The following is an 18,321-nucleotide window of genomic DNA, read 5'->3' as shown; positions in this document are numbered from 1 at the left end:
CGCTCCAAGACCTCGATCAACGAATTGCTGCGGGACTAGAGCATTTCCAGCAAAAGTGTGAAACGTCTACGCGGGGAAATCAGTTCACTGGACTGATTTCTTATCCCGCTTCGATGCGTTGGATAATGCGATAAAACAATAGTTAGAACGGTTCCGGCGATTCTGTTAGAACAGGAACCGCTCTAAAGGCCCACGGGCCTCGACTGCTTGAACATGGCTGCGCCATGTATGGCGCCGAGCGAATTGTCGTTGCGGGTCTCCTGCAACACCACGGCGCAACCCGACACGTCCTTGCGTTTCAGTTCTGACGCCGGAATCTCGATCTTCAACGGCTTGCCGTCCCACATGCCGATCGTATCGGTATCGCTGACCGTATTGCGATAGGTGATGGATTCCCCGGCATTTTCGCCCTCCGTGATCGGGATCGTCACCGAATCGCGGAAATAGAACAGGACCACGTGCACAGGCGCGTCGGGCTTTTTGCCTGCGCCGATATCGATGGACAGGCGCCCGTCATCGAGCTGCTTGATCGAAACCGGCACGTCCAGCTTGTTTGCCGCGATCTGCGTCTTGATGGCTTCGCTGTCGCGGCCATTCACTTCGGCAGTACCGTTGATGACGGCTTGCGGCGTATAGATCATGCGCGCATTGAAGGAATTGCGATAGGCATTCTGCCGGTCGGTGTTTTCCTGATTGGCAAGCGTGTCGCGCCAGCCCATGTAATCCCAGTAATTGACGTGAAACGACAGCGCCAGAACATTGGGATCATCGGCATATCTGGCGAGGTTGCGGTCGGCCTGCGGGCAGGATTTGCAGCCCTGGCTGGTGTAAAGCTCCAGAACGGTCGTCTTCTTGTCGCTGTCCTGCGCCCGCGCCGGGCCCTGCATGGAGATGCAGCCGGTAACCGCCAGCCCCAGAACGGCACAGATGCTACGCCAGCCGGGCAGATGCTCGCCTGTAAGCCATGGACCTGTCCCGTAGAAGGGGGCGTGGAGTATCACTTCGTTTCATCCTGCAATAATTGTCGCTGACATCTATTATGTAAGAAGCCTTGCGATCAATAGGAATTCACGTTGCGGTGAGATTCGTAAGGGTTGCGAATCTCCTCTCAAAATTGGCTCCCAACAGATTGTGCGGGGACGGGTTCAGTCCAAAATAAAGAAGCCGCCGGATTTCTCCGGCGGCTTCTGAATTTCAGGAGCGTGTGGATCAGGCAGCCAGGTCACGCAGAACGGTCTGCAGAATGCCGCCGTTCTTCATGTAGTCCAGCTCGTCCAGCGTATCGATGCGGCAGATGAGCGGAACCTTCTTCACCGTGCCGTCGGCATAGGTGATAGAGGCTTCGACCTTCTGGCGCGGGCGCACATCGGCCAGACCTTCGATGGTGACGATTTCATCACCCTTGAGGCCAAGCGTCTGCCAGCTTGTGCCTTCCTCGAAGACGAAAGGCACAATGCCCATGCCCACGAGGTTGGAGCGGTGGATACGCTCGAAGGACTGCGCGATCACGGCCTTGACGCCGAGCAGGTTGGTGCCCTTGGCAGCCCAGTCACGCGAGGAGCCGTTGCCGTATTCGACGCCTGCGAAGACGACGAGCGGAACGCCCTCGGCCTTGTACTGCATGGCAGCATCATAGATCGAGGTTTCTTCCTTCGACGGATAGTGGATGGTGTAGCCGCCTTCGCGTCCGTTTTCGCCCAGCATGTGGTTGCGGATACGGATGTTTGCGAAAGTGCCGCGCATCATCACTTCATGGTTGCCGCGACGCGTACCGTACTGGTTGAAGTCGGCAACGCCGACGCCATGGTCCAGCAGATACTTGCCGGCAGGCGACTGCGCCTTGATGGAACCGGCAGGCGAAATGTGGTCGGTCGTGATCTTGTCGCCGAAGAGGCCCAGAATGCGGGCGCCCTTGACGTCGCCGATCGTGCCGGCCGACTTGCCCATGCCGACGAAGTAAGGCGGGTTCTGCACATAGGTCGAGTTGTCGTCCCATGCATAGGTCTGGCCAGCGGGCACCTGAACGGCCTGCCAGTTTTCGTCGCCCTTGAACACGTCCGCGTATTTTTCCGAGAAAATCTTGCGGGTGACGTTCTTGGCGATGAATTCCTGGATTTCCTGCGAGGAAGGCCAGATGTCGCGGAGATATACCGGGTTGCCGTTCTGGTCTTCTCCAAGCGGCTCCTTGGTCAGGTCCTTGGTGACCGTACCGGCAAGAGCGTGGGCGACAACGAGCGGCGGCGAAGCAAGGTAGTTTGCCTGCACGTCCGGCGAGACGCGGCCTTCGAAGTTACGGTTGCCGGACAGGACGGCAGCCGCGATGAGGCCCTTTTCGTTGATCGTCTTGGAGATCGGAGCAGGCAGCGGACCGGAATTGCCGATGCAGGTCGTGCAGCCGAAGCCGACGAGGTTGAAGCCGAGCGCATCGAGATCCTTCTGGAGACCAGCGGATTCGAGATAGGCGGCGACAACCTGCGAACCGGGCGCAAGCGAGGTCTTGACCCATGGCTTGGTCTTCAGGCCCTTGGCGACCGCATTGCGGGCCAGAAGGCCGGCGGCGATCAGCACGCTCGGGTTCGAGGTGTTGGTGCAGGACGTGATGGCGGCAATCACGACATCGCCATGGCCGAGGTCGTAGTCTTCGCCTTCAACGGCATAGCGCGTGGTCTGGCCGGTGGTCTTCTTGTACTCGTTTTCGAGCGAGGTCGCGAAACCGGAACCGATGTTTTCCAGCGGGATGCGGCCTTCCGGACGCTTCGGGCCAGCCATCGACGGAACGACGTCGCCCATGTCGAGTTCGAGAATGTCGGTGAAGACCGGATCGGCTGCACCCTTGTCGCGCCACATGCCCTGCGCGCGGCAGTAGGCTTCGACCAGTTCGATGCGATGCTCGTCGCGGCCGGTGGTGTTCATGTAGTTGAGCGTTTCGCGGTCAACCGGGAAGAAGCCGCAGGTCGCGCCATATTCCGGACCCATATTGGCGATTGTTGCGCGGTCGGCCAGCGTCATGTTTTCGAGGCCTTCGCCGAAGAATTCGACGAACTTGCCGACAACGCCCTTCTTGCGCAGCATCTGCGTGACGGTGAGCACGAGGTCGGTCGCGGTCACGCCTTCCTTGATCTTGCCGGTCAGGCGGAAGCCGACGACTTCCGGCAGGAGCATGGAAACCGGCTGGCCGAGCATGGCCGCTTCAGCTTCGATGCCGCCCACGCCCCAGCCCAGAACGCCAAGGCCGTTGACCATGGTGGTGTGGCTGTCGGTGCCGACGCAGGTGTCGGGGTAAGCGACGGTCTCGCCGTCTTCTTCCTTGGTCCAGACGGCCTGCGCCAGATATTCGAGGTTCACCTGATGGCAGATGCCCGTGCCCGGAGGAACGACGCGGAAGTTCTGGAATGCCTGCTGGCCCCACTTGAGGAAGCGGTAGCGTTCGCCATTGCGCTGGTATTCGAGGTCCACATTGGCCTTGAACGCGCTTGGATTGCCGAATTCATCGACGATGACCGAGTGATCGATGACGAGATCGACGGGAACGAGCGGGTTGATCTTTTCAGGATCGCCGCCGAGCGCCTTGATGCCGTCGCGCATTGCTGCAAGGTCGACGACGGCAGGAACGCCGGTGAAGTCCTGCATGAGAACGCGCGCCGGACGATAGGCGATTTCCGCGCCCGCGGAACCACGGTCGTTCAGCCATTTGGCAACAGCTTCGATGTCCGACTTCTTGACGGAGCGGTCGTCCTCGAAGCGGAGCAGGTTCTCAAGCAGAACCTTCATGGAGAATGGAAGCTTGGAAACGCCTTCGAGGCCGTTCTTTTCGGCTTCGGTCAGGCTGTAATAAACATAATCCTTACCGCCTACGGTAAGGGTTTTGCGGCATTTAAAGCTGTCGATGTGCGACACTGCGTTCGTCCTTATGCTGCTGGCCGGAAAACCAGGACGAACGCCTAGGCTAGCGTTTCAAGGACGCGCCAAGGTGCGGGTGCAGTCATTTCCGCTGTCCGTCCCGAAGCCTGCATCCTTACGGGCAACAGGTTGAGATCGGCCAAAAATGGTTTCCACGCCGACCGCTGGCGTGGTAGCCCTCATATAGAGAGTTTTCTAAAACGATTCCAGACAGAATATCGTGAATTCGGCCCCTTGCGGCGAAATGTTGCGATGCCTTTCCATGGATCTTCCGGGGTTCCGGTTCTAATGGTCTGGCAATTATCCATCGGGGCTTAGAGGGTATAAAATGCGGCTGGAAGCCGACAATCTGGCGGGCGAAAGGGGTGGCGAAACGATTTTCGCTGGCCTGTCTTTTGCGCTCGGTGACGGCGAGGCGCTGGTGGTGACCGGTCCGAACGGCTCCGGCAAGTCCACGCTTTTGCGAATCATCTGCGGCCTGCTCGCGCCGCAAGCGGGCAAGGTTGAGCTTCGCGAAGATGGAACCGTTTTGCCGGTGCGAGCCGCCTGCCACTATCTCGGACACCAGAATGCGATGAAACCGGCGCTCAGCGTACGCGAGAACCTGTCCTTCTGGCAGAAGTTCAACGGCGCCCCGCAATCTGAGATCGATGAGGCGCTGGAGGCGGTCGACCTGCCCGGCGTCGAGCATCTGCCGTTCGGCTATCTGTCGACGGGGCAGAAACGCCGTGTCTCCATTGCCAAGCTTCTGGTTAGCCATCGTCCGCTCTGGATCGTCGACGAGCCGACCGCCGGTCTCGACAAGGCGTCGGAAGCCCGCTTTGCGGAAATCATGCGCGGGCATATGCGGGAGGGCGGCATGATCGTCGCCGCAACGCATATTCCCCTTGGCCTTGAAGGTGTCCGCACGCTCGACATGGCCGCCTGTTCGCTCGAGGCTGCCTGATGCTGGCGCTTTTCCTGAGAGACCTGCGCCTCAGTTTCCGCGCCGGTGGCGGCGCGCTGATCGGCATATTGTTCTTCCTCGCGGTCATCGCCGTCATGCCTTTCGGCGTCGGACCCGACCTCAACCTTCTGGCGCGCATCGGCCCGGCCATGCTGTGGATCGGCGCGCTGCTGGCAACGCTTCTGGGCCTCGACCGGCTGTTTCAGGCCGACCGGGAGGACGGTTCGCTCGACCTGCTGCTGATCGGCGCGGACAGCCACATGCTACCCTTCACGGTTTTCGTGAAATGCGTGGCGCATTGGGTGGCAAGCGTGCTGCCGTTGGTGATCGCATCGCCGATGCTGGGCCTGTTCATGAACATGGATGCATCGGCAATCGGCGCGACATCGCTGACGCTTCTGGTGGGCACCCCCGCCATCGCCTTCATCGGTGCGGTTGGCGCGGCCCTTGCCGTGGCGCTGCCGCGCGGCGGGCTGCTGGTGTCGGTGATCGTTCTGCCGCTCACCATTCCGGTGCTCATTTTCGGTGTATCAGCTTCGCACGGGGCGACGGTAGACAATGCGCCCTTTCTGGCGCCATTCCTCATTCTTGCTGCACTTACCCTGTTCTTTGCCGTCCTCGGGCCTCTGGCCGCGAGCGCGGCCCTGAAAAGTTCGGCGGATTGAACATGATCCCGAAAAGTGGGCACCCGTTTTCGGAAACGATCATGTTCGACCGATTGACGCAGTTGATTTCGGTCAATTGAACGGCACGGGGGCGGAAGGTAAACATAGGCCATGGAAAAAGACATGACCAAAGACGCCGTTAAAACCACGAGCCGGCTCGATCTGGCCAATCCCACGCGGTTCCTTGCCTTTGCAGGCAAGGTATTGCCATGGCTGGCCGGGCTTTCGGCGCTGCTTCTGGCGGCTGGCCTCTACATGGTCTTCTTCCTGTCGCCTGAGGACTACCAGCAGGGCATGACGGTCCGCATCATGTATATCCATGTGCCTTTCGCATGGCTTTCCATGATGTGCTACTCGATCATGGCGGTCTCGGCGCTGGGCACGCTGGTCTGGCGGCATCCGCTGGCCGATGTGTCGATCCGCGCCGCCGCGCCGCTCGGCGCTGTCTTCACCGCGCTTGCGCTTGCCACCGGCTCGCTCTGGGGCAAGCCGATGTGGGGCACATGGTGGGTGTGGGATGCGCGGCTGACATCGGTCTTCGTGCTGTTCCTGATGTATCTCGGCATCATCGCGCTGTCGCGTGCCATGGACGATCCGGCGAAGAGCGCCAAGCCGGTGGCTGTGCTCACGCTGGTCGGCTTCATCAACATCCCGATCATCAAATTCTCGGTCGACTGGTGGAACACGCTGCATCAGCCAGCCTCGGTGTTCCGCATGGACGGCCCGACCATCGACGCATCCATGCTGCGCCCCCTTTTCGTGATGGCGATCGGCTTTTCGCTTCTGTTTTTCACGCTGCACATGATGGCCATGCGCAATGAAATCTGGCGCCGCCGCGTCGCGTCGATGAAGAAGCTTGCCGCACGCAATGCCGACCGAGGAACCGACCGCAACCGCAAGGCACAGGAGGACACGGTATGAATCACCTCGGCTTTGTTCTCGCCTCATATGGCATCACGGTCGCGGCACTTGTCGTCACCATCGGCTGGATATTGATCAACCAGCGTATCCAGAAAAACGAGTTGAAGCGGCTGGAAGTGCAGGGCGTGCGCCGCCGTTCCGCGAAAGTCCCCGGTAAGGCACAATGACCGAAACGACCGAAAAGCCCGCTGCGCCGAAAAAGCGCTCCACCTGGGTTGCCCTGCTGCCGCTGGCGATTTTCGTCGCACTGGCGGCTGTGTTCGCGGTCCAGCTTCTGTCGGGCAAGGACAATACGACGATACCTTCCGCGCTCATCGGCAAGCAGGCCCCGCAGACGAACCTGCCGCCTGTCGAGGGTCTGGTGCGCGATGGCGCACCTGTTCCGGGGCTCAACAGCGAAGATTTCAAAACGGGTCCGGGCGGCAAGCTGACGCTGGTGAACGTATGGGGATCGTGGTGCGTTCCCTGCCGTCAGGAACACCCGTTATTGATGGAAATTGCCAAGGACGAGCGCATCCGCGTGGTGGGCCTCAATTACAAGGACCAGCCGGAAAATGCGCGCCGTTTCCTCGGCGATCTCGGCAATCCGTTTGCCGCCGTCGGCGCCGACCGCGCCGGGCGTTCAGCCATCGAATGGGGCGTCTACGGCGTGCCGGAAACTTTCCTCGTCGATCAGAACGGCAAGATCGTCTACAAGCATGTCGGGCCGTTCACGCCGGAGTCGGTAAAGAACGATCTGATGCCTGCGGTGACTGGCGTGCTTGGCAGCCGATAATAGGGATATTACGGCACTTGATTTGAGTATTCAGGTGTCAAAATTGATTAATGATCAGGACGACGATCAAACAGGCGATTGCTCCCGCGATGAGCGACAGAAGAATTGTTATCCAGAAGAGGACCAGCAGCCAGATCGCGCGCAACGGTTTGCGGGTACGCAGTAGATAAACCAGTTGCGCAAGGGGAAGCAGTATAACGCCGACGAACATTAACCCACGAGAAGGAAGCGAATGGCCGTTGATCAGCGCATCGGAATTAAGTGCCTGAAGCGATGCTATGAGAAGTATAATGCCGGAAGCGGCGACGGTTAGTTCCTTAAACGTTCCGCCCATACCGAGTATGCTCTCCAGATAAAACGATACAGCACCCAATATAAAAGGCATAAAGATTACCGCGCACAAAAGCGCCTTGTTGGCTTTAAAATTTTCTCGCACCACTAAATATACCCCCGTAGCATCGAGTGATTCTTCGATTGAAGGTATAGCGTGAGAATTGCTTATAGTTGCAAGGAAAAAGCGGCTTGCGCCGCCCTCCGGCTGCATGGACGAGCGCATCCGCGTGGTGGGCCTCAATTACAAGGACCAGCCGGAAAATGCGCGCCGCTTCCTCGGCGATCTCGGCAATCCGTTTGCTGCCGTCGGCGCCGACCGCACTGGGCGTTCAGCCATCGAATGGGGCGTCTACGGCGTGCCGGAAACCTTCCTCGTCGATGAGACAGGTAAGATCGTCTACAAGCATGTCGGGCCGTTTACGCCGGAGTCGGTGAAGAACGATCTGATGCCCGCTGTGGAGAAGACGCTTCGGAAATAAAGCCGCCTCTAAAATGTGATGACTTTGGGTGGAATACGGATGTTGATACGCCGCTATTTTCCCTCATCCTGAGGAGCTGTTGAAAACAGCGCATCACCCTGAGCTTGTCGAAGGATCGAAGGGTTGAGGGAAAATGCACAGCGCGTCACCCTCGTCCTTCGAGACGGTTCCCTTCGCAGGCTCAGGGCCCTCCTCAGGATGAGGGTAGACGCAACAGGTTCACGACGACGCAAAAATGAAAAAGCCCCGCATGTGCGGGGCTTTTGCTTTTCTTCATTATCAATCAATCCGGCAGTTTCCGCACCGCGCCCTTGGCGGCACTGGTTGCCATGGCGGCGTAAGCCTTCAGCGCGGTCGAGACCTTGCGCTTGCGTTCCTCTGCTGGCTTCCAGCCTGCTGCATCCTGCTCGGCGCGGCGCTGGCTAAGCGTCGCATCGTCCACAGCCAGATGAATCTTGCGGTTTGGAATGTCGATATCAATGATGTCGCCTTCGCGCACCAGGCCGATCGTGCCGCCTTCGGCTGCTTCCGGCGAGACGTGACCGATCGAGAGACCCGAAGAGCCGCCCGAGAAGCGTCCGTCGGTGATCAGCGCGCAGGCCTTGCCGAGGCCCTTCGACTTCAGATAGCTGGTCGGGTAGAGCATTTCCTGCATGCCGGGGCCGCCGCGCGGGCCTTCATAGCGGATCAGCACAATGTCGCCCGGCTTGATCTTGCCGTTCAGAATGCCGAGCACTGCCGAATCCTGGCTTTCAAAGATGCGGGCAGGGCCGGAGAATTTCAGGATGGAATCATCCACGCCTGCCGTCTTCACGATGCAGCCGTCTTCGGCCAGATTGCCGTAAAGCACGGCCAGACCGCCATCCTGACTGAAAGCATGTTCCTTGGAGCGGATGACGCCCTTTTCACGGTCTGTATCGACGCTGTCGAAACGGCGCTCCTGAGAGAAGGCAACCTGCGTCGGCACGCCGCCGGGGGCCGCCGAATAGAACTTGTGCACCATTTCGCTGTTGGTGCGCGTCACGTCCCAATGATCGAGCGCCTTGCCAACCGTTTCGCTGTGCACGGTCGGCAGATCGGTATTGATCAGGCCTGCCTTGTCGAGCTGGCCGAGAATGCCCATGATGCCGCCTGCGCGGTGCACATCTTCCATGTGAACCGTGTTGTTGGCTGGCGCGACCTTGCAGAGCACCGGCACGCGGCGCGACAGGCGGTCGATGTCGGCCATGGTGAAGTCGATTTCGGCTTCCTGCGCGGCGGCAAGCAGATGCAGGACCGTATTGGTCGAGCCGCCCATGGCGATGTCGAGCGTCATGGCGTTTTCAAAGGCCGGGAAGCTCGCAATCGAGCGCGGCAGCACGCTTTCGTCGTTCTGTTCGTAATAACGGCGGGCGAGGTCGACAATGAGATGGCCGGCTTCCACGAAGAGGCGCTTGCGGTCGGCATGGGTTGCGAGCGTCGAGCCGTTGCCCGGTAGCGACAGGCCGAGCGCTTCGGTAAGGCAGTTCATCGAGTTCGCGGTGAACATGCCCGAGCACGAACCGCAGGTCGGGCAGGCGGAACGTTCAATCGTCTTGACCTGCTCGTCGGTATAATGATCGTCGGCAGCGGCAACCATTGCATCGACGAGGTCGAGCTTCTTGACCTGATCGTCCCAGACGACCTTGCCTGCTTCCATCGGTCCGCCGGAAACGAACACGACCGGGATATTGAGGCGAAGGGCTGCCATCAGCATGCCGGGGGTGATCTTGTCACAGTTGGAAATGCAGACCATCGCATCGGCGCAGTGCGCATTGACCATATATTCGACCGAGTCGGCGATGAGTTCGCGCGAGGGCAGCGAATAGAGCATGCCGTCATGGCCCATGGCGATGCCGTCATCGACAGCGATGGTGTTGAATTCCTTGGCGACGCCGCCAGCGCTTTCGATTTCGCGCGCGACGAGCTGGCCGAGGTCCTTCAGGTGCACGTGGCCGGGCACGAACTGGGTGAACGAGTTCACCACGGCAATAATCGGCTTGCCGAAATCCTCATCCTTCATGCCGGTGGCGCGCCATAGGCCGCGCGCGCCGGCCATGTTGCGACCGTGGGTGGTTGTACGCGAACGATAAGGAGGCATTTTCAAACCTTTTAGGAACTATTCCAATGTGTAACGTCGATATGACAGAACCGCTCCCGCCGAGCAAAGCGCAAATTGCCCCATATCGCCCATTTTGCCCCGGTGTGCGGGGGAGCAGCGGGACCGTTTGCGGGCTTGCGGACAACGGAAAGGGTTCCGGCGTGCGACAGCTTTCGCAGGCACAGACAAGGCAATCTAGCACGTTATTGTTATAAGGCAAAAGATTTTGAGCGCCAAACGTAAGGAAGTTGCTTTAAGCATTTCCAGCGAAAGTGCGAACCGGTTTGGCGCAGGATAAAGCCTGCAATCACGAAGTAGAGCATTTCCAATGGTTCAATTCAAACTGGCAATGCGCTGGCGCGTCAGCGCAAGGCCTCGGCCATGGCCTTGTCCAGCAGGGCATTCGCGGTTTTCATCCGCTGTTCGGCGGCAGGGCGAAATTCTTCCGGCAGGCGGTCGGGGTGGTTCCTCGCGGCAAAGCTGCGGCGGCGGCGCTGCAGTTCGGCGCGTTTCAGGCCCGGCTGAAGGTCAAGCTCGCGGCGGATGGCGTCCGCCGACTGGCTTTGCATACGCGCGGCAATCTCCTGCCGTTCGTGCTCCGGATCGGGCGCCGCTTCCGGCGGGCTTCCAATGTCGAACAGGCTTTCCAGATCGTCCGGCTGGCGAGGGGAGGCCGGCAGGTCGGACAGGCTGGCGGAAAAAACGGCGGAGGCAAATCCGAATTGCGGGCCGCGAATGTCCTCCGCAGGGCCTTGATCAGCCTCGACTTCCTTCAGCACGGTTGCGAAATCGGGAAATGTCAGCTGCATCCTGCCTCGTCAGGCCATGTGAGAGGCAAGAGCGGAGGCGAGCGTGCGTGTCAGCACGGATGGCGGGATGGGCTTCTGGAAAACCGGCACTTCCGGATAGCGGTCCGCCAGGCGCGCGGGCAGCCCGCCGCCGGTATGGATGACCACGAAGACATCGCGGCTTTTCAGCCGGTCAAGCACGGCTTCCACATCGCCATCGGCGAGATTCACGTCCAGAATGGCAGCGTCGATTTCATTGCGGTTGATGATATCTATCGCCTGCCGCACGGTGCCGACCGGGCCGAGAACGGTTCCGTTCGCGTCCTCGACAGTCGCGGCAACGTCAAGGGCGACGAAAACCTCGTCTTCCACCACCAGCACCCGCCGATGTCCAAGATCGTTCATCACTTGTCTCGCTGCCTCCCTTTTCGAGGTAAGCCCATCACGCAACAAATGCGCGAGCGCAAGCAGAGGTTCCTTTCGCCGGCATGATAATTCGTTAATGGTGAATCAAACCTTTACCGGTTTCCCCGGCTGCATCTGCCGCCCGCTGGCAGCTTTCAGGAGCGTCAGAAGGCGGTGAAGGTCAATGTCGTCAGCGAGCGCACGATATTGGGAATGTCGAGAACATTGCTGGCGATGAACTTGCCGATATCCTGATCCTCGGCAATGTAAATCTTGGCCAGAAGGTCGAATTCGCCGCTGGTGGAATAAAGCTCGGAGACGATTTCGCGCTGAAAGAGCGTATCGGCAACTTCGTAGGTCTTGCCGGGCGTGCACTGCAGTTGCAGGAAAACGGGCTTCATGTCTCTACCTTTCGCGACGGGACTGCTTGATGCGCATGATAGCGCATATGGCAGCACTGTTTGCAGGTTACAAACACGGACGGCCCGATGAAATCAAGAGCGAAAGCACGGCGGGGCAAGGCGTCCGGGCTGGCGGCTCGATGCATGTCGGTTCACAAAACGTGTTAATTTACTGAATTGTAATTTTGATGAGAGGACGCAATAAGGATTCTTATTGAAACTGCAAATTGCACATCCGGTTTATATGAAGTTCGTACTCCCCGCCGTCCTTCTATTATTCTCACTCGCCTTTTTCACGGCCTGGCTGTCGGATCGCGGGCGTCGTTTTCTTGTGTCCTGCGGGGTATGTTTCCTGCTGATCGGCCTTGCCATGCTGGTGCAGCTTGGCAATTTTCCCGCCGACGACCGGTTGAACACGGTGCTTTCGGCCGCATTCTATGTGGGCGGCACGCTGGTCGGCGGCTATGGCATTCTGCAGCGCAGCGGGCTGCGCCTGACCTCCGCCTTCTACATATTGAGCTTCGCGCTCATTGTCGGCGGCGTCTGGTATTTCTGCTATGTCGAGTCCAATCTTCTGGCACGGGTCTATGTGCTCAATCTCGGCATGGCGACGCTGATTCTTTCCTTCGCCTGGCGGGCGCGGCGCCTGTTCAAGGGGCCGCTGGTGGACAAGCTTCTGCTGGTCATGCTCGTTCTGGTGGCGCTGCAACTGGTGCCGCGCACGCTCCTGACCGCCCGTTCCCTGCTCGGCGAAGTCGACGGTGAGAATTTCGCGGCGACGGTCTTCTGGCAATGGACGGTGTTTTCCACGGCCATCGCCGCGGTTCTCACCGGCTTCGCCTTGCTGGCGGCGGCTGGACATGACCGGATCGGCGAGCTTTCCCATGAACGTGACAGCGATCCCCTGACGGGCCTTCTCAACCGGCGTGGGCTGGAAATGCGCTACAACGCCCTTTCGCATACGAAGAGGGGCGCATCGGGCTGGGTTGCCGTCTGCGATATCGACTATTTCAAGGCTCTGAACGACGACTACGGCCATGCGGCCGGCGACGCCGTGCTGCAGGAATTTGCCGGAATCCTGCGCAAGCTCCTCGGCGAGCGGTCATTGATTGCCCGCACCGGCGGCGAGGAATTCGTCATCTGCCTTCATGATATGCAGGCCGATAACGTCCTGGAACTCATGGAGGGCGTGCGCCGGAACATCGAAACCCATCGTTTCCAGCGCCTGTCGGATGAAACCAGCGTCACATGCAGCATCGGCTGCGTCCGCCTGCAGGAGCAGGGCGATCTGTGGCAGGCGGTCGACAAGGCCGACAAGGTCCTCTATGCCGCCAAGAAGGACGGTCGCAACCGCACCTATGTGGAAGCGGCAGGGCTGAGCCGCGCGCCATAGCCCGCATTGGAGCATTTCCAGCAAAAGCGCGATGCGGTTTCGCGCAGGTCGGCTTTGCTGTTGGTCCCCGGTAACTTTCCGGTGATAATCCAGACAGGGCAGCAAATCATGCTTATTATTGTGACCAACAATATTCGCGCGAGGAGTTCCCGAAAGTCCGATGAAATGCACGTCCCTTGTGTTGCCTGCGTCCACCCTTGCCGGTTTCCTTTCCTTCGGCCTGGCGGTTTTCCCGTCCTTCGCCATGAATGCTTCCGAAAAGGCCCAGCTTGAAAAGCTCGATCCGGCGACCCGCCTCGAGCAGCGTTGCGACGTGGAAGCCATGGAGCGCATCACGCGGGAACAAGGCAAGTTTTCCGTCGACAAGGTTCTGGCCTATGCCTTTTCCGATCCTGTGACCAAGAAAAATTCCATCAAGGCCGATGGCGCGGCCTTCCGCAGCCGCGAGCACTGGTACAGGCTGTCCTTCGTCTGCAAGACGGATCAGGACCACATCAATATCGTGTCCTTCCGTTACGACATTGGCGATGAAGTGCCGCAGGATCAGTGGGACCGGCATTACCTCGTCCCGTAGCGGGAGTTCCTATTCTTCCGCATCGTCCGAGCGGCAGGCCGAAAGCAGCGTCACCTCCTTGGCGGTGTGATCGGCTTCCAGATGGCTCAGCACGGCCTGACCGTCATTGTCGCTCCAGCGATAGCTGTCCTGTTCGTCGAGGGCGACATATTTCTTCACGCTTTCATGCCATTGCATCGCGATCATCTTGCCCTCGGCGTCGAGGACCGCAAATCCGGGCGCGCTGCCCTTGCGGATATAGGTGACCGGGACGACGACCCACGCTCGCAGATGTAATCGACCCGCTCGATCGGATTCGCCTCCTCGGCCTTCAGGGAAAGAGACGACGCCAGCAGCAGTGCCGGGCCTGCGGCAATCACGAAAAGCGTGCCGATAGAGCGTTTGCCAAATGCCATGGTGAAAAATCCTCTGGTCAGCCAATCCATCCGGGAAGAATAACTCTTCGCCTGTACGGTTCAAGAGCGATCCGGCCGCCGAAGGGCCTGCAAATGAAAGCGAAAAAATATTCGCTGCCTGTCGATATTTCGTGCAACCGAAACGGGTTTCATCCGTTGTTAGCCTGCTGGTCGCGAGACTGGCCGAGGCCCGGATGAATACTTGCCCCCCGCAACCCCAGTCCGGGCCTCACCCTTTCGGGGCAGGGCGCATCCTGAACAGCGGCTTCTCACAACAAACAGATCGTTATTTCCAAAATTCTTGGGGTTGTTATCAAGCAACGCGTTCACGTATATCACAAATCCGCCGATTGATGAAATATTATATTGAAAGCGGTGATTTTCCATGACGATCAATATCATGCTTTCCTTTGCCGCTGTCGGTTTAATCCTTTTCTGTTTCAAATGGCGCAAGCCGGGTACTGTGCTGATTGGCCTTGCAGTCATTCTTTATGGCGCGATTGCTTCTGGTTTGGCCCCGGATTACCTGATGAACCGCCTGCAATCGCCCTATACATCGCAATTGCAGAGGCCGCTTGAAGACAATACCGCCTTCATCATCTTCGGCACGGGAACGCAGGTCGTTGACGAGCGTGGCCAGAAAGCGGTCGAGCCGCTGGCCTTCTCCTATGCTCCGCTTCTGGCGGCAGCCGCCATGAACCGCCAGTGCGTCGACAAGGGGGTCAGCTGCAAGTTCATCGCCAGCGGCGCGGATGTGAGCGGCACCGGCGTTTCCGAGGCCACGGCCATCGCCGTGCAGCTTGAAAAGGTCGGGATCGATCCGGCCTCCATCCTGCTTGACGAAAAGAGCCGCAACAGCTGGCAGAATTCCAAAAACACGGCTGCGATCCTGCGCGAGATCAGGCCGGCGAGGGTCGTACTGTTGCAGGCCGCGCCCATGTTGACCCGCGATCTTCTTTATCTGGCGCATTTCGGCGTGAAGCCCGAGCCGGTCGCCGCCGGTTTTCTGACGGGCTCCCATACCAACATGTCTTCAACTGCCCTTTATTTCCTGGTGACGGATGTGGCGCTTCACGAGGAAATCGGTCTCTGGCGCTACACGTTCTACAATTTCATGGGCTGGAACGAGCCGAGGCAGCCCGAGCTTGAACTGGCCACGAGCGGCACGCCGGCGCCTTCCGTCAAACCCGCGTCGGCCCAATGAGTTAATGATGCTATCGCCCGCATGTTTCGACCTGCCGGTGAAAAAATTATCCTCGAAATCTCCTTAAAACTGCGCGGATTTTTCGAAGTCGTTTCAAATAACGACCGGCTTGTGGCATCCTGTCGTCAAAGAGCTCTGATACTGTCTTGACCAATGAAACATGGAGGCGGTCATGAAGATATCGAGATTTTCGCTCACTCTGGCGGCATTGGTGGCTGCGGCTTCGCTGGCCGGAACGGTTGGATCAAGCTTCGCCGACCAGACACTTCTCAACGTGTCCTACGATCCGACGCGTGAACTCTACAAGGATTACAACGCCGCCTTTGCCGCCCACTGGAAGGCGGAAACCGGCGAAACCGTCACCATTCGCGCTTCCCATGGCGGGTCGGGCAAACAGGCGCGTTCGGTGATCGACGGCATCAAGGCCGACGTGGTGACGCTGGCGCTTGAAAGCGATATCGATGCCATTGCCCAGCTGTCGGGCAAGATCGACAAGGACTGGCGCAAGCGCCTGCCCAACAATTCCGCCCCCTATACGTCAACCATCGTCTTCCTCGTGCGCAAGGGCAATCCCAAGGGCATCAAGGACTGGGGCGATCTGGTGAAGGATGGCGTCGAGGTCATCACGCCGAACCCGAAGACCTCCGGTGGCGCACGCTGGAACTATCTCGCCGCCTGGGCCTGGGCCCACAAGCAGTTTGGCGGCGACGAACAGAAGATCAGGGATTACATCGGCGAGCTGTTCCGCCATGTGCCCGTGCTCGACACCGGCGCGCGCGGCTCGACAACCACTTTCGTGCAGCGCCAGCTGGGCGATGTGCTGCTCGCCTGGGAAAACGAAGCCTATCTCTCGGTCGCGGAATTTGGCGAGGACGCATTCGACATCGTCGTGCCGCCGCAGTCCATTCTGGCCGAACCGCCGGTCGCGGTCGTGGACAAGAATGCCGAGGAAAACGGCACCACCAAGCTGGCGCAGGCCTATCTCGAATATCTCTATTCGCCGGAAGGCCAGGCGCTTGCCGCCAAGCATTTCTACCGTCCGTCGAAGCCCGAAATCATCCCGGCCGACAAGCAGCGCAAGTTTCCCGATTTGACGCTGGTAACGATCGATGATCCGATTTTCGGCGGGTGGGCCAAGGCGCAGCCCTATCATTTTGGCGATGGAGGAACGTTCGACCAGCTCTACAAGCCGGGAAAATAACCCGGAAACCGTGAGCAATCGGCAATATCAAATACTGAAGAGGGAACAAACCAGCGCATGACTTCGCTCCCTGCACGGGCCAGGGCAGGGTCGCACTTCAGAAAGCCGAGCGTCATTCCCGGTTTCGGGCTGACGTTCGGCTTCAGTGTTGCCTATCTGACCCTTCTCATTCTCATTCCGCTTGCGGCATTGGTGCTGCGTTCCAGCGAAGTCGGGATTTCCGGCTTCTGGCGCCTTGTCACCGACGAGCGCACGTTGAAAGCGCTCGAAACGAGTTTCGGCACCGCTTTCATCGCGGCGCTGGTCAATGTGGTCTTCGGCGTCATCCTCGCCTGGGTTCTCGTGCGCTATCGCTTTCCCGGACGCCGCTTCGTCGATGCTATCGTCGATATTCCCTTCGCCCTTCCGACGGCCGTGGCCGGTATCGCGCTTGCCGCGATCTACGCGCCGAATGGCTGGGTCGGCAGCCTGCTGGCGCCGCTGGGCATTCGCGTCGCGTTCTCGCGGGCGGGCATCGTCATCGCGCTGATCTTCATCGGCCTGCCCTTCGTGGTGCGCACGGTGCAGCCGATCATGGAGGAAATCAGCCGTGAGGTGGAAGAAGCTGCGGCAACACTTGGCGCTTCCCGGTTCCAGACGATCTGGCGGGTGCTGCTGCCAAGCCTGCAACCGGCCATCCTGACCGGCTTCGCGCTCGCCTTTGCGCGCGGCGTCGGCGAATATGGCTCCGTCATCTTCATTGCGGGCAATACGCCCTATGTGTCGGAAATCGCGCCGCTCCTGATCGTCATCAAGCTTGAGGAATATGATTATGCCGGAGCGACCGCGCTTGCCACGGTGATGCTGGCGCTTTCCTTTGCGATGCTGCTTTTCATCAATCTCATCCAGGCGTGGACACGGAGGAAATATGGTCATGGCGAATGAACCTGCTTCTTCCGCGCCCCGCGAAAGCCGGAGCGCCGTCACCGAGAGCCCGCTAACGCGCTTCACGTTGATCGCTCTGGCGCTGGCTTTCCTGGCGCTCTTCCTCATCCTGCCGGTCATCGCGGTCTTCGTTGAAGCCTTCCGCAAGGGAGCGGGCGAATATCTGGCGGCGCTGGTCGAGCCGGATGCGTGGGCTGCGATAAGGCTGACCCTCCTTGTTACAGCCATTGCCGTGCCGCTCAATCTGGTCTTCGGCATTGCGGCGGCGTGGGCGATCGCCAAGTTCGAATTCAAGGGCAAGGCGCTGCTGACGACGCTGATTGACCTGCCGTTTTCCGTCTCGCCGGTCATTTCCGGCCTTGTCTTCGTGCTGCTTTTCTCGAGCCACAGCCTGCTCGGGCCGTGGCTGTCGCGGCATGGCATCGAGATATTGTTCGCCGTTCCGGGCATTGTGCTGGCGACGGTGTTCGTCACATTTCCCTTCGTCGCGCGCGAACTGATCCCGCTGATGCAGGAACAGGGAACGGGCGACGAGGAGGCGGCGATTTCGCTCGGCGCTAATGGCTGGCAGACCTTCCGCTATGTGACGCTGCCCAATATCAAATGGGGGCTTCTCTATGGCGTGCTGCTCTGCAATGCCCGGGCTATGGGCGAGTTCGGCGCGGTTTCCGTCGTCTCTGGACATATTCGCGGTCTCACCAATACGATGCCGCTGCATGTGGAAATTCTCTACAACGAATATAACTTCGTCGGTGCGTTCGCGGTGGCGTCGCTGCTGGCTTTTCTGGCGTTGCTGACGCTTGCCATCAAGACGGCGCTCGAATTGCGCTATGGCGATGAACTGGCTGGCAGCGGAAACGGGCATTGAAATTAAATCGACGGTCGCCCGCATGGCGGC

Annotated in this window: 19 protein-coding genes and 1 pseudogene; 12 read left to right on the top strand and 8 right to left on the bottom strand. The window is 59.4% G+C overall.

From position 1 onward, the window contains the following. Window positions 1-182: 182 nt before the first annotated feature. Together ACS5UA_RS05560 and acnA are read right to left on the bottom strand one after the other, a co-directional pair. Complete coding sequence (locus ACS5UA_RS05560) at window positions 183-917, bottom strand: DUF1223 domain-containing protein (RefSeq protein ID WP_025089819.1); 735 nt, start codon at window positions 915-917, stop codon at window positions 183-185. Between the two features lie 292 nt (window positions 918-1,209). Next, on the bottom strand, window positions 1,210-3,897 hold the full coding sequence (acnA, locus tag ACS5UA_RS05555) for an aconitate hydratase AcnA (protein WP_262074581.1): 2,688 nt from the start codon (window positions 3,895-3,897) through the stop codon (window positions 1,210-1,212). A gap of 331 nt (window positions 3,898-4,228) precedes the next feature. Between acnA and ccmA the strand changes: the two genes are divergently transcribed. The 5 genes from ccmA to ACS5UA_RS05530 all read left to right on the top strand — a co-directional run bounded on the left by ccmA (window position 4,229) and on the right by ACS5UA_RS05530 (window position 7,207). Continuing rightward, window positions 4,229-4,846, top strand: coding sequence for a heme ABC exporter ATP-binding protein CcmA (gene ccmA, locus ACS5UA_RS05550; RefSeq protein WP_196107428.1), 618 nt, complete (start codon window positions 4,229-4,231; stop codon window positions 4,844-4,846). Next, complete coding sequence (gene ccmB, locus ACS5UA_RS05545) at window positions 4,846-5,511, top strand: heme exporter protein CcmB (protein WP_006465824.1); 666 nt, start codon at window positions 4,846-4,848, stop codon at window positions 5,509-5,511. Before ccmA ends, ccmB begins: the two co-directional genes overlap by 1 nt. A gap of 123 nt (window positions 5,512-5,634) precedes the next feature. Beyond that, complete coding sequence (locus ACS5UA_RS05540) at window positions 5,635-6,432, top strand: heme ABC transporter permease (RefSeq protein ID WP_262074586.1); 798 nt, start codon at window positions 5,635-5,637, stop codon at window positions 6,430-6,432. Beyond that, window positions 6,429-6,599, top strand: coding sequence for a heme exporter protein CcmD (gene ccmD, locus ACS5UA_RS05535; RefSeq protein ID WP_247353191.1), 171 nt, complete (start codon window positions 6,429-6,431; stop codon window positions 6,597-6,599). The genes ACS5UA_RS05540 and ccmD overlap by 4 nt, the downstream gene beginning before the upstream one ends. Beyond that, the gene (locus tag ACS5UA_RS05530) at window positions 6,596-7,207 is read left to right on the top strand and encodes a DsbE family thiol:disulfide interchange protein (protein WP_262074591.1); all 612 of its coding nucleotides are present in this window, start codon (window positions 6,596-6,598) and stop codon (window positions 7,205-7,207) included. Before ccmD ends, ACS5UA_RS05530 begins: the two co-directional genes overlap by 4 nt. A gap of 37 nt (window positions 7,208-7,244) precedes the next feature. Here ACS5UA_RS05530 and ACS5UA_RS05525 read toward each other — a convergent pair whose 3' ends face one another. Next, window positions 7,245-7,751 (bottom strand): hypothetical protein, encoded by a 507-nt coding sequence (locus tag ACS5UA_RS05525; protein ID WP_151684513.1) that lies wholly within the window; start codon window positions 7,749-7,751, stop codon window positions 7,245-7,247. A gap of 1 nt (window position 7,752) precedes the next feature. On the opposite strand from ACS5UA_RS05525, the pseudogene ACS5UA_RS05520 reads away from it, so the two are divergent. Continuing rightward, a pseudogene (locus ACS5UA_RS05520) lies at window positions 7,753-8,019 on the top strand (redoxin family protein); the annotation flags it as partial. Window positions 8,020-8,302: 283 nt separating this feature from the next. On the opposite strand, the gene ilvD reads toward ACS5UA_RS05520, so the two are convergent. The 4 genes from ilvD to ACS5UA_RS05500 form a co-directional block, all read right to left on the bottom strand. Further along, on the bottom strand, window positions 8,303-10,138 hold the full coding sequence (gene ilvD / locus ACS5UA_RS05515; RefSeq protein WP_100647822.1) for a dihydroxy-acid dehydratase: 1,836 nt from the start codon (window positions 10,136-10,138) through the stop codon (window positions 8,303-8,305). A 362-nt stretch (window positions 10,139-10,500) separates the two neighbouring features. Further along, window positions 10,501-10,947, bottom strand: coding sequence for a hypothetical protein (locus tag ACS5UA_RS05510; protein WP_262074595.1), 447 nt, complete (start codon window positions 10,945-10,947; stop codon window positions 10,501-10,503). Between the two features lie 9 nt (window positions 10,948-10,956). After that, the gene (locus tag ACS5UA_RS05505) at window positions 10,957-11,331 is read right to left on the bottom strand and encodes a response regulator (RefSeq protein WP_021586420.1); all 375 of its coding nucleotides are present in this window, start codon (window positions 11,329-11,331) and stop codon (window positions 10,957-10,959) included. A 164-nt stretch (window positions 11,332-11,495) separates the two neighbouring features. Next, entirely contained in the window at window positions 11,496-11,732 is a 237-nt protein-coding gene (locus ACS5UA_RS05500; RefSeq protein ID WP_006472935.1) for an Lrp/AsnC ligand binding domain-containing protein, read from the bottom strand. 244 nt (window positions 11,733-11,976) lie between these two features. Between ACS5UA_RS05500 and ACS5UA_RS05495 the strand changes: the two genes are divergently transcribed. Both ACS5UA_RS05495 and ACS5UA_RS05490 read left to right on the top strand, forming a co-directional pair. After that, window positions 11,977-13,125 carry a GGDEF domain-containing protein gene (locus ACS5UA_RS05495; protein WP_262074598.1) on the top strand — a complete coding sequence of 383 codons (1,149 nt, stop codon included), beginning with the start codon at window positions 11,977-11,979 and terminating at the stop codon, window positions 13,123-13,125. Window positions 13,126-13,285: 160 nt separating this feature from the next. Next, on the top strand, window positions 13,286-13,699 hold the full coding sequence (locus ACS5UA_RS05490; RefSeq protein ID WP_391530003.1) for a DUF930 domain-containing protein: 414 nt from the start codon (window positions 13,286-13,288) through the stop codon (window positions 13,697-13,699). Between the two features lie 9 nt (window positions 13,700-13,708). Here the strand turns inward: ACS5UA_RS05490 and ACS5UA_RS05485 are convergent, their stop codons facing one another. Further along, window positions 13,709-14,158 (bottom strand): hypothetical protein, encoded by a 450-nt coding sequence (locus ACS5UA_RS05485; protein ID WP_443101217.1) that lies wholly within the window; start codon window positions 14,156-14,158, stop codon window positions 13,709-13,711. A gap of 321 nt (window positions 14,159-14,479) precedes the next feature. On the opposite strand from ACS5UA_RS05485, the gene ACS5UA_RS05480 reads away from it, so the two are divergent. The 4 genes from ACS5UA_RS05480 to cysW all read left to right on the top strand — a co-directional run bounded on the left by ACS5UA_RS05480 (window position 14,480) and on the right by cysW (window position 18,291). After that, the gene (locus ACS5UA_RS05480; protein WP_262074600.1) at window positions 14,480-15,298 is read left to right on the top strand and encodes a YdcF family protein; all 819 of its coding nucleotides are present in this window, start codon (window positions 14,480-14,482) and stop codon (window positions 15,296-15,298) included. A gap of 172 nt (window positions 15,299-15,470) precedes the next feature. Next, complete coding sequence (locus tag ACS5UA_RS05475) at window positions 15,471-16,499, top strand: sulfate ABC transporter substrate-binding protein (protein ID WP_006472933.1); 1,029 nt, start codon at window positions 15,471-15,473, stop codon at window positions 16,497-16,499. Between the two features lie 57 nt (window positions 16,500-16,556). Next, complete coding sequence (gene cysT / locus ACS5UA_RS05470; protein WP_021586416.1) at window positions 16,557-17,423, top strand: sulfate ABC transporter permease subunit CysT; 867 nt, start codon at window positions 16,557-16,559, stop codon at window positions 17,421-17,423. Beyond that, entirely contained in the window at window positions 17,407-18,291 is an 885-nt protein-coding gene (gene cysW, locus ACS5UA_RS05465) for a sulfate ABC transporter permease subunit CysW (RefSeq protein WP_391530004.1), read from the top strand. Before cysT ends, cysW begins: the two co-directional genes overlap by 17 nt. Window positions 18,292-18,321 lie beyond the last annotated feature (30 nt).

Source organism: Brucella sp. RRSP16 (genome assembly GCF_052246815.1).
Lineage (GTDB): Bacteria > Pseudomonadota > Alphaproteobacteria > Rhizobiales > Rhizobiaceae > Brucella > Brucella intermedia.
This window is presented reverse-complemented; position numbering and strand designations above follow the sequence as displayed.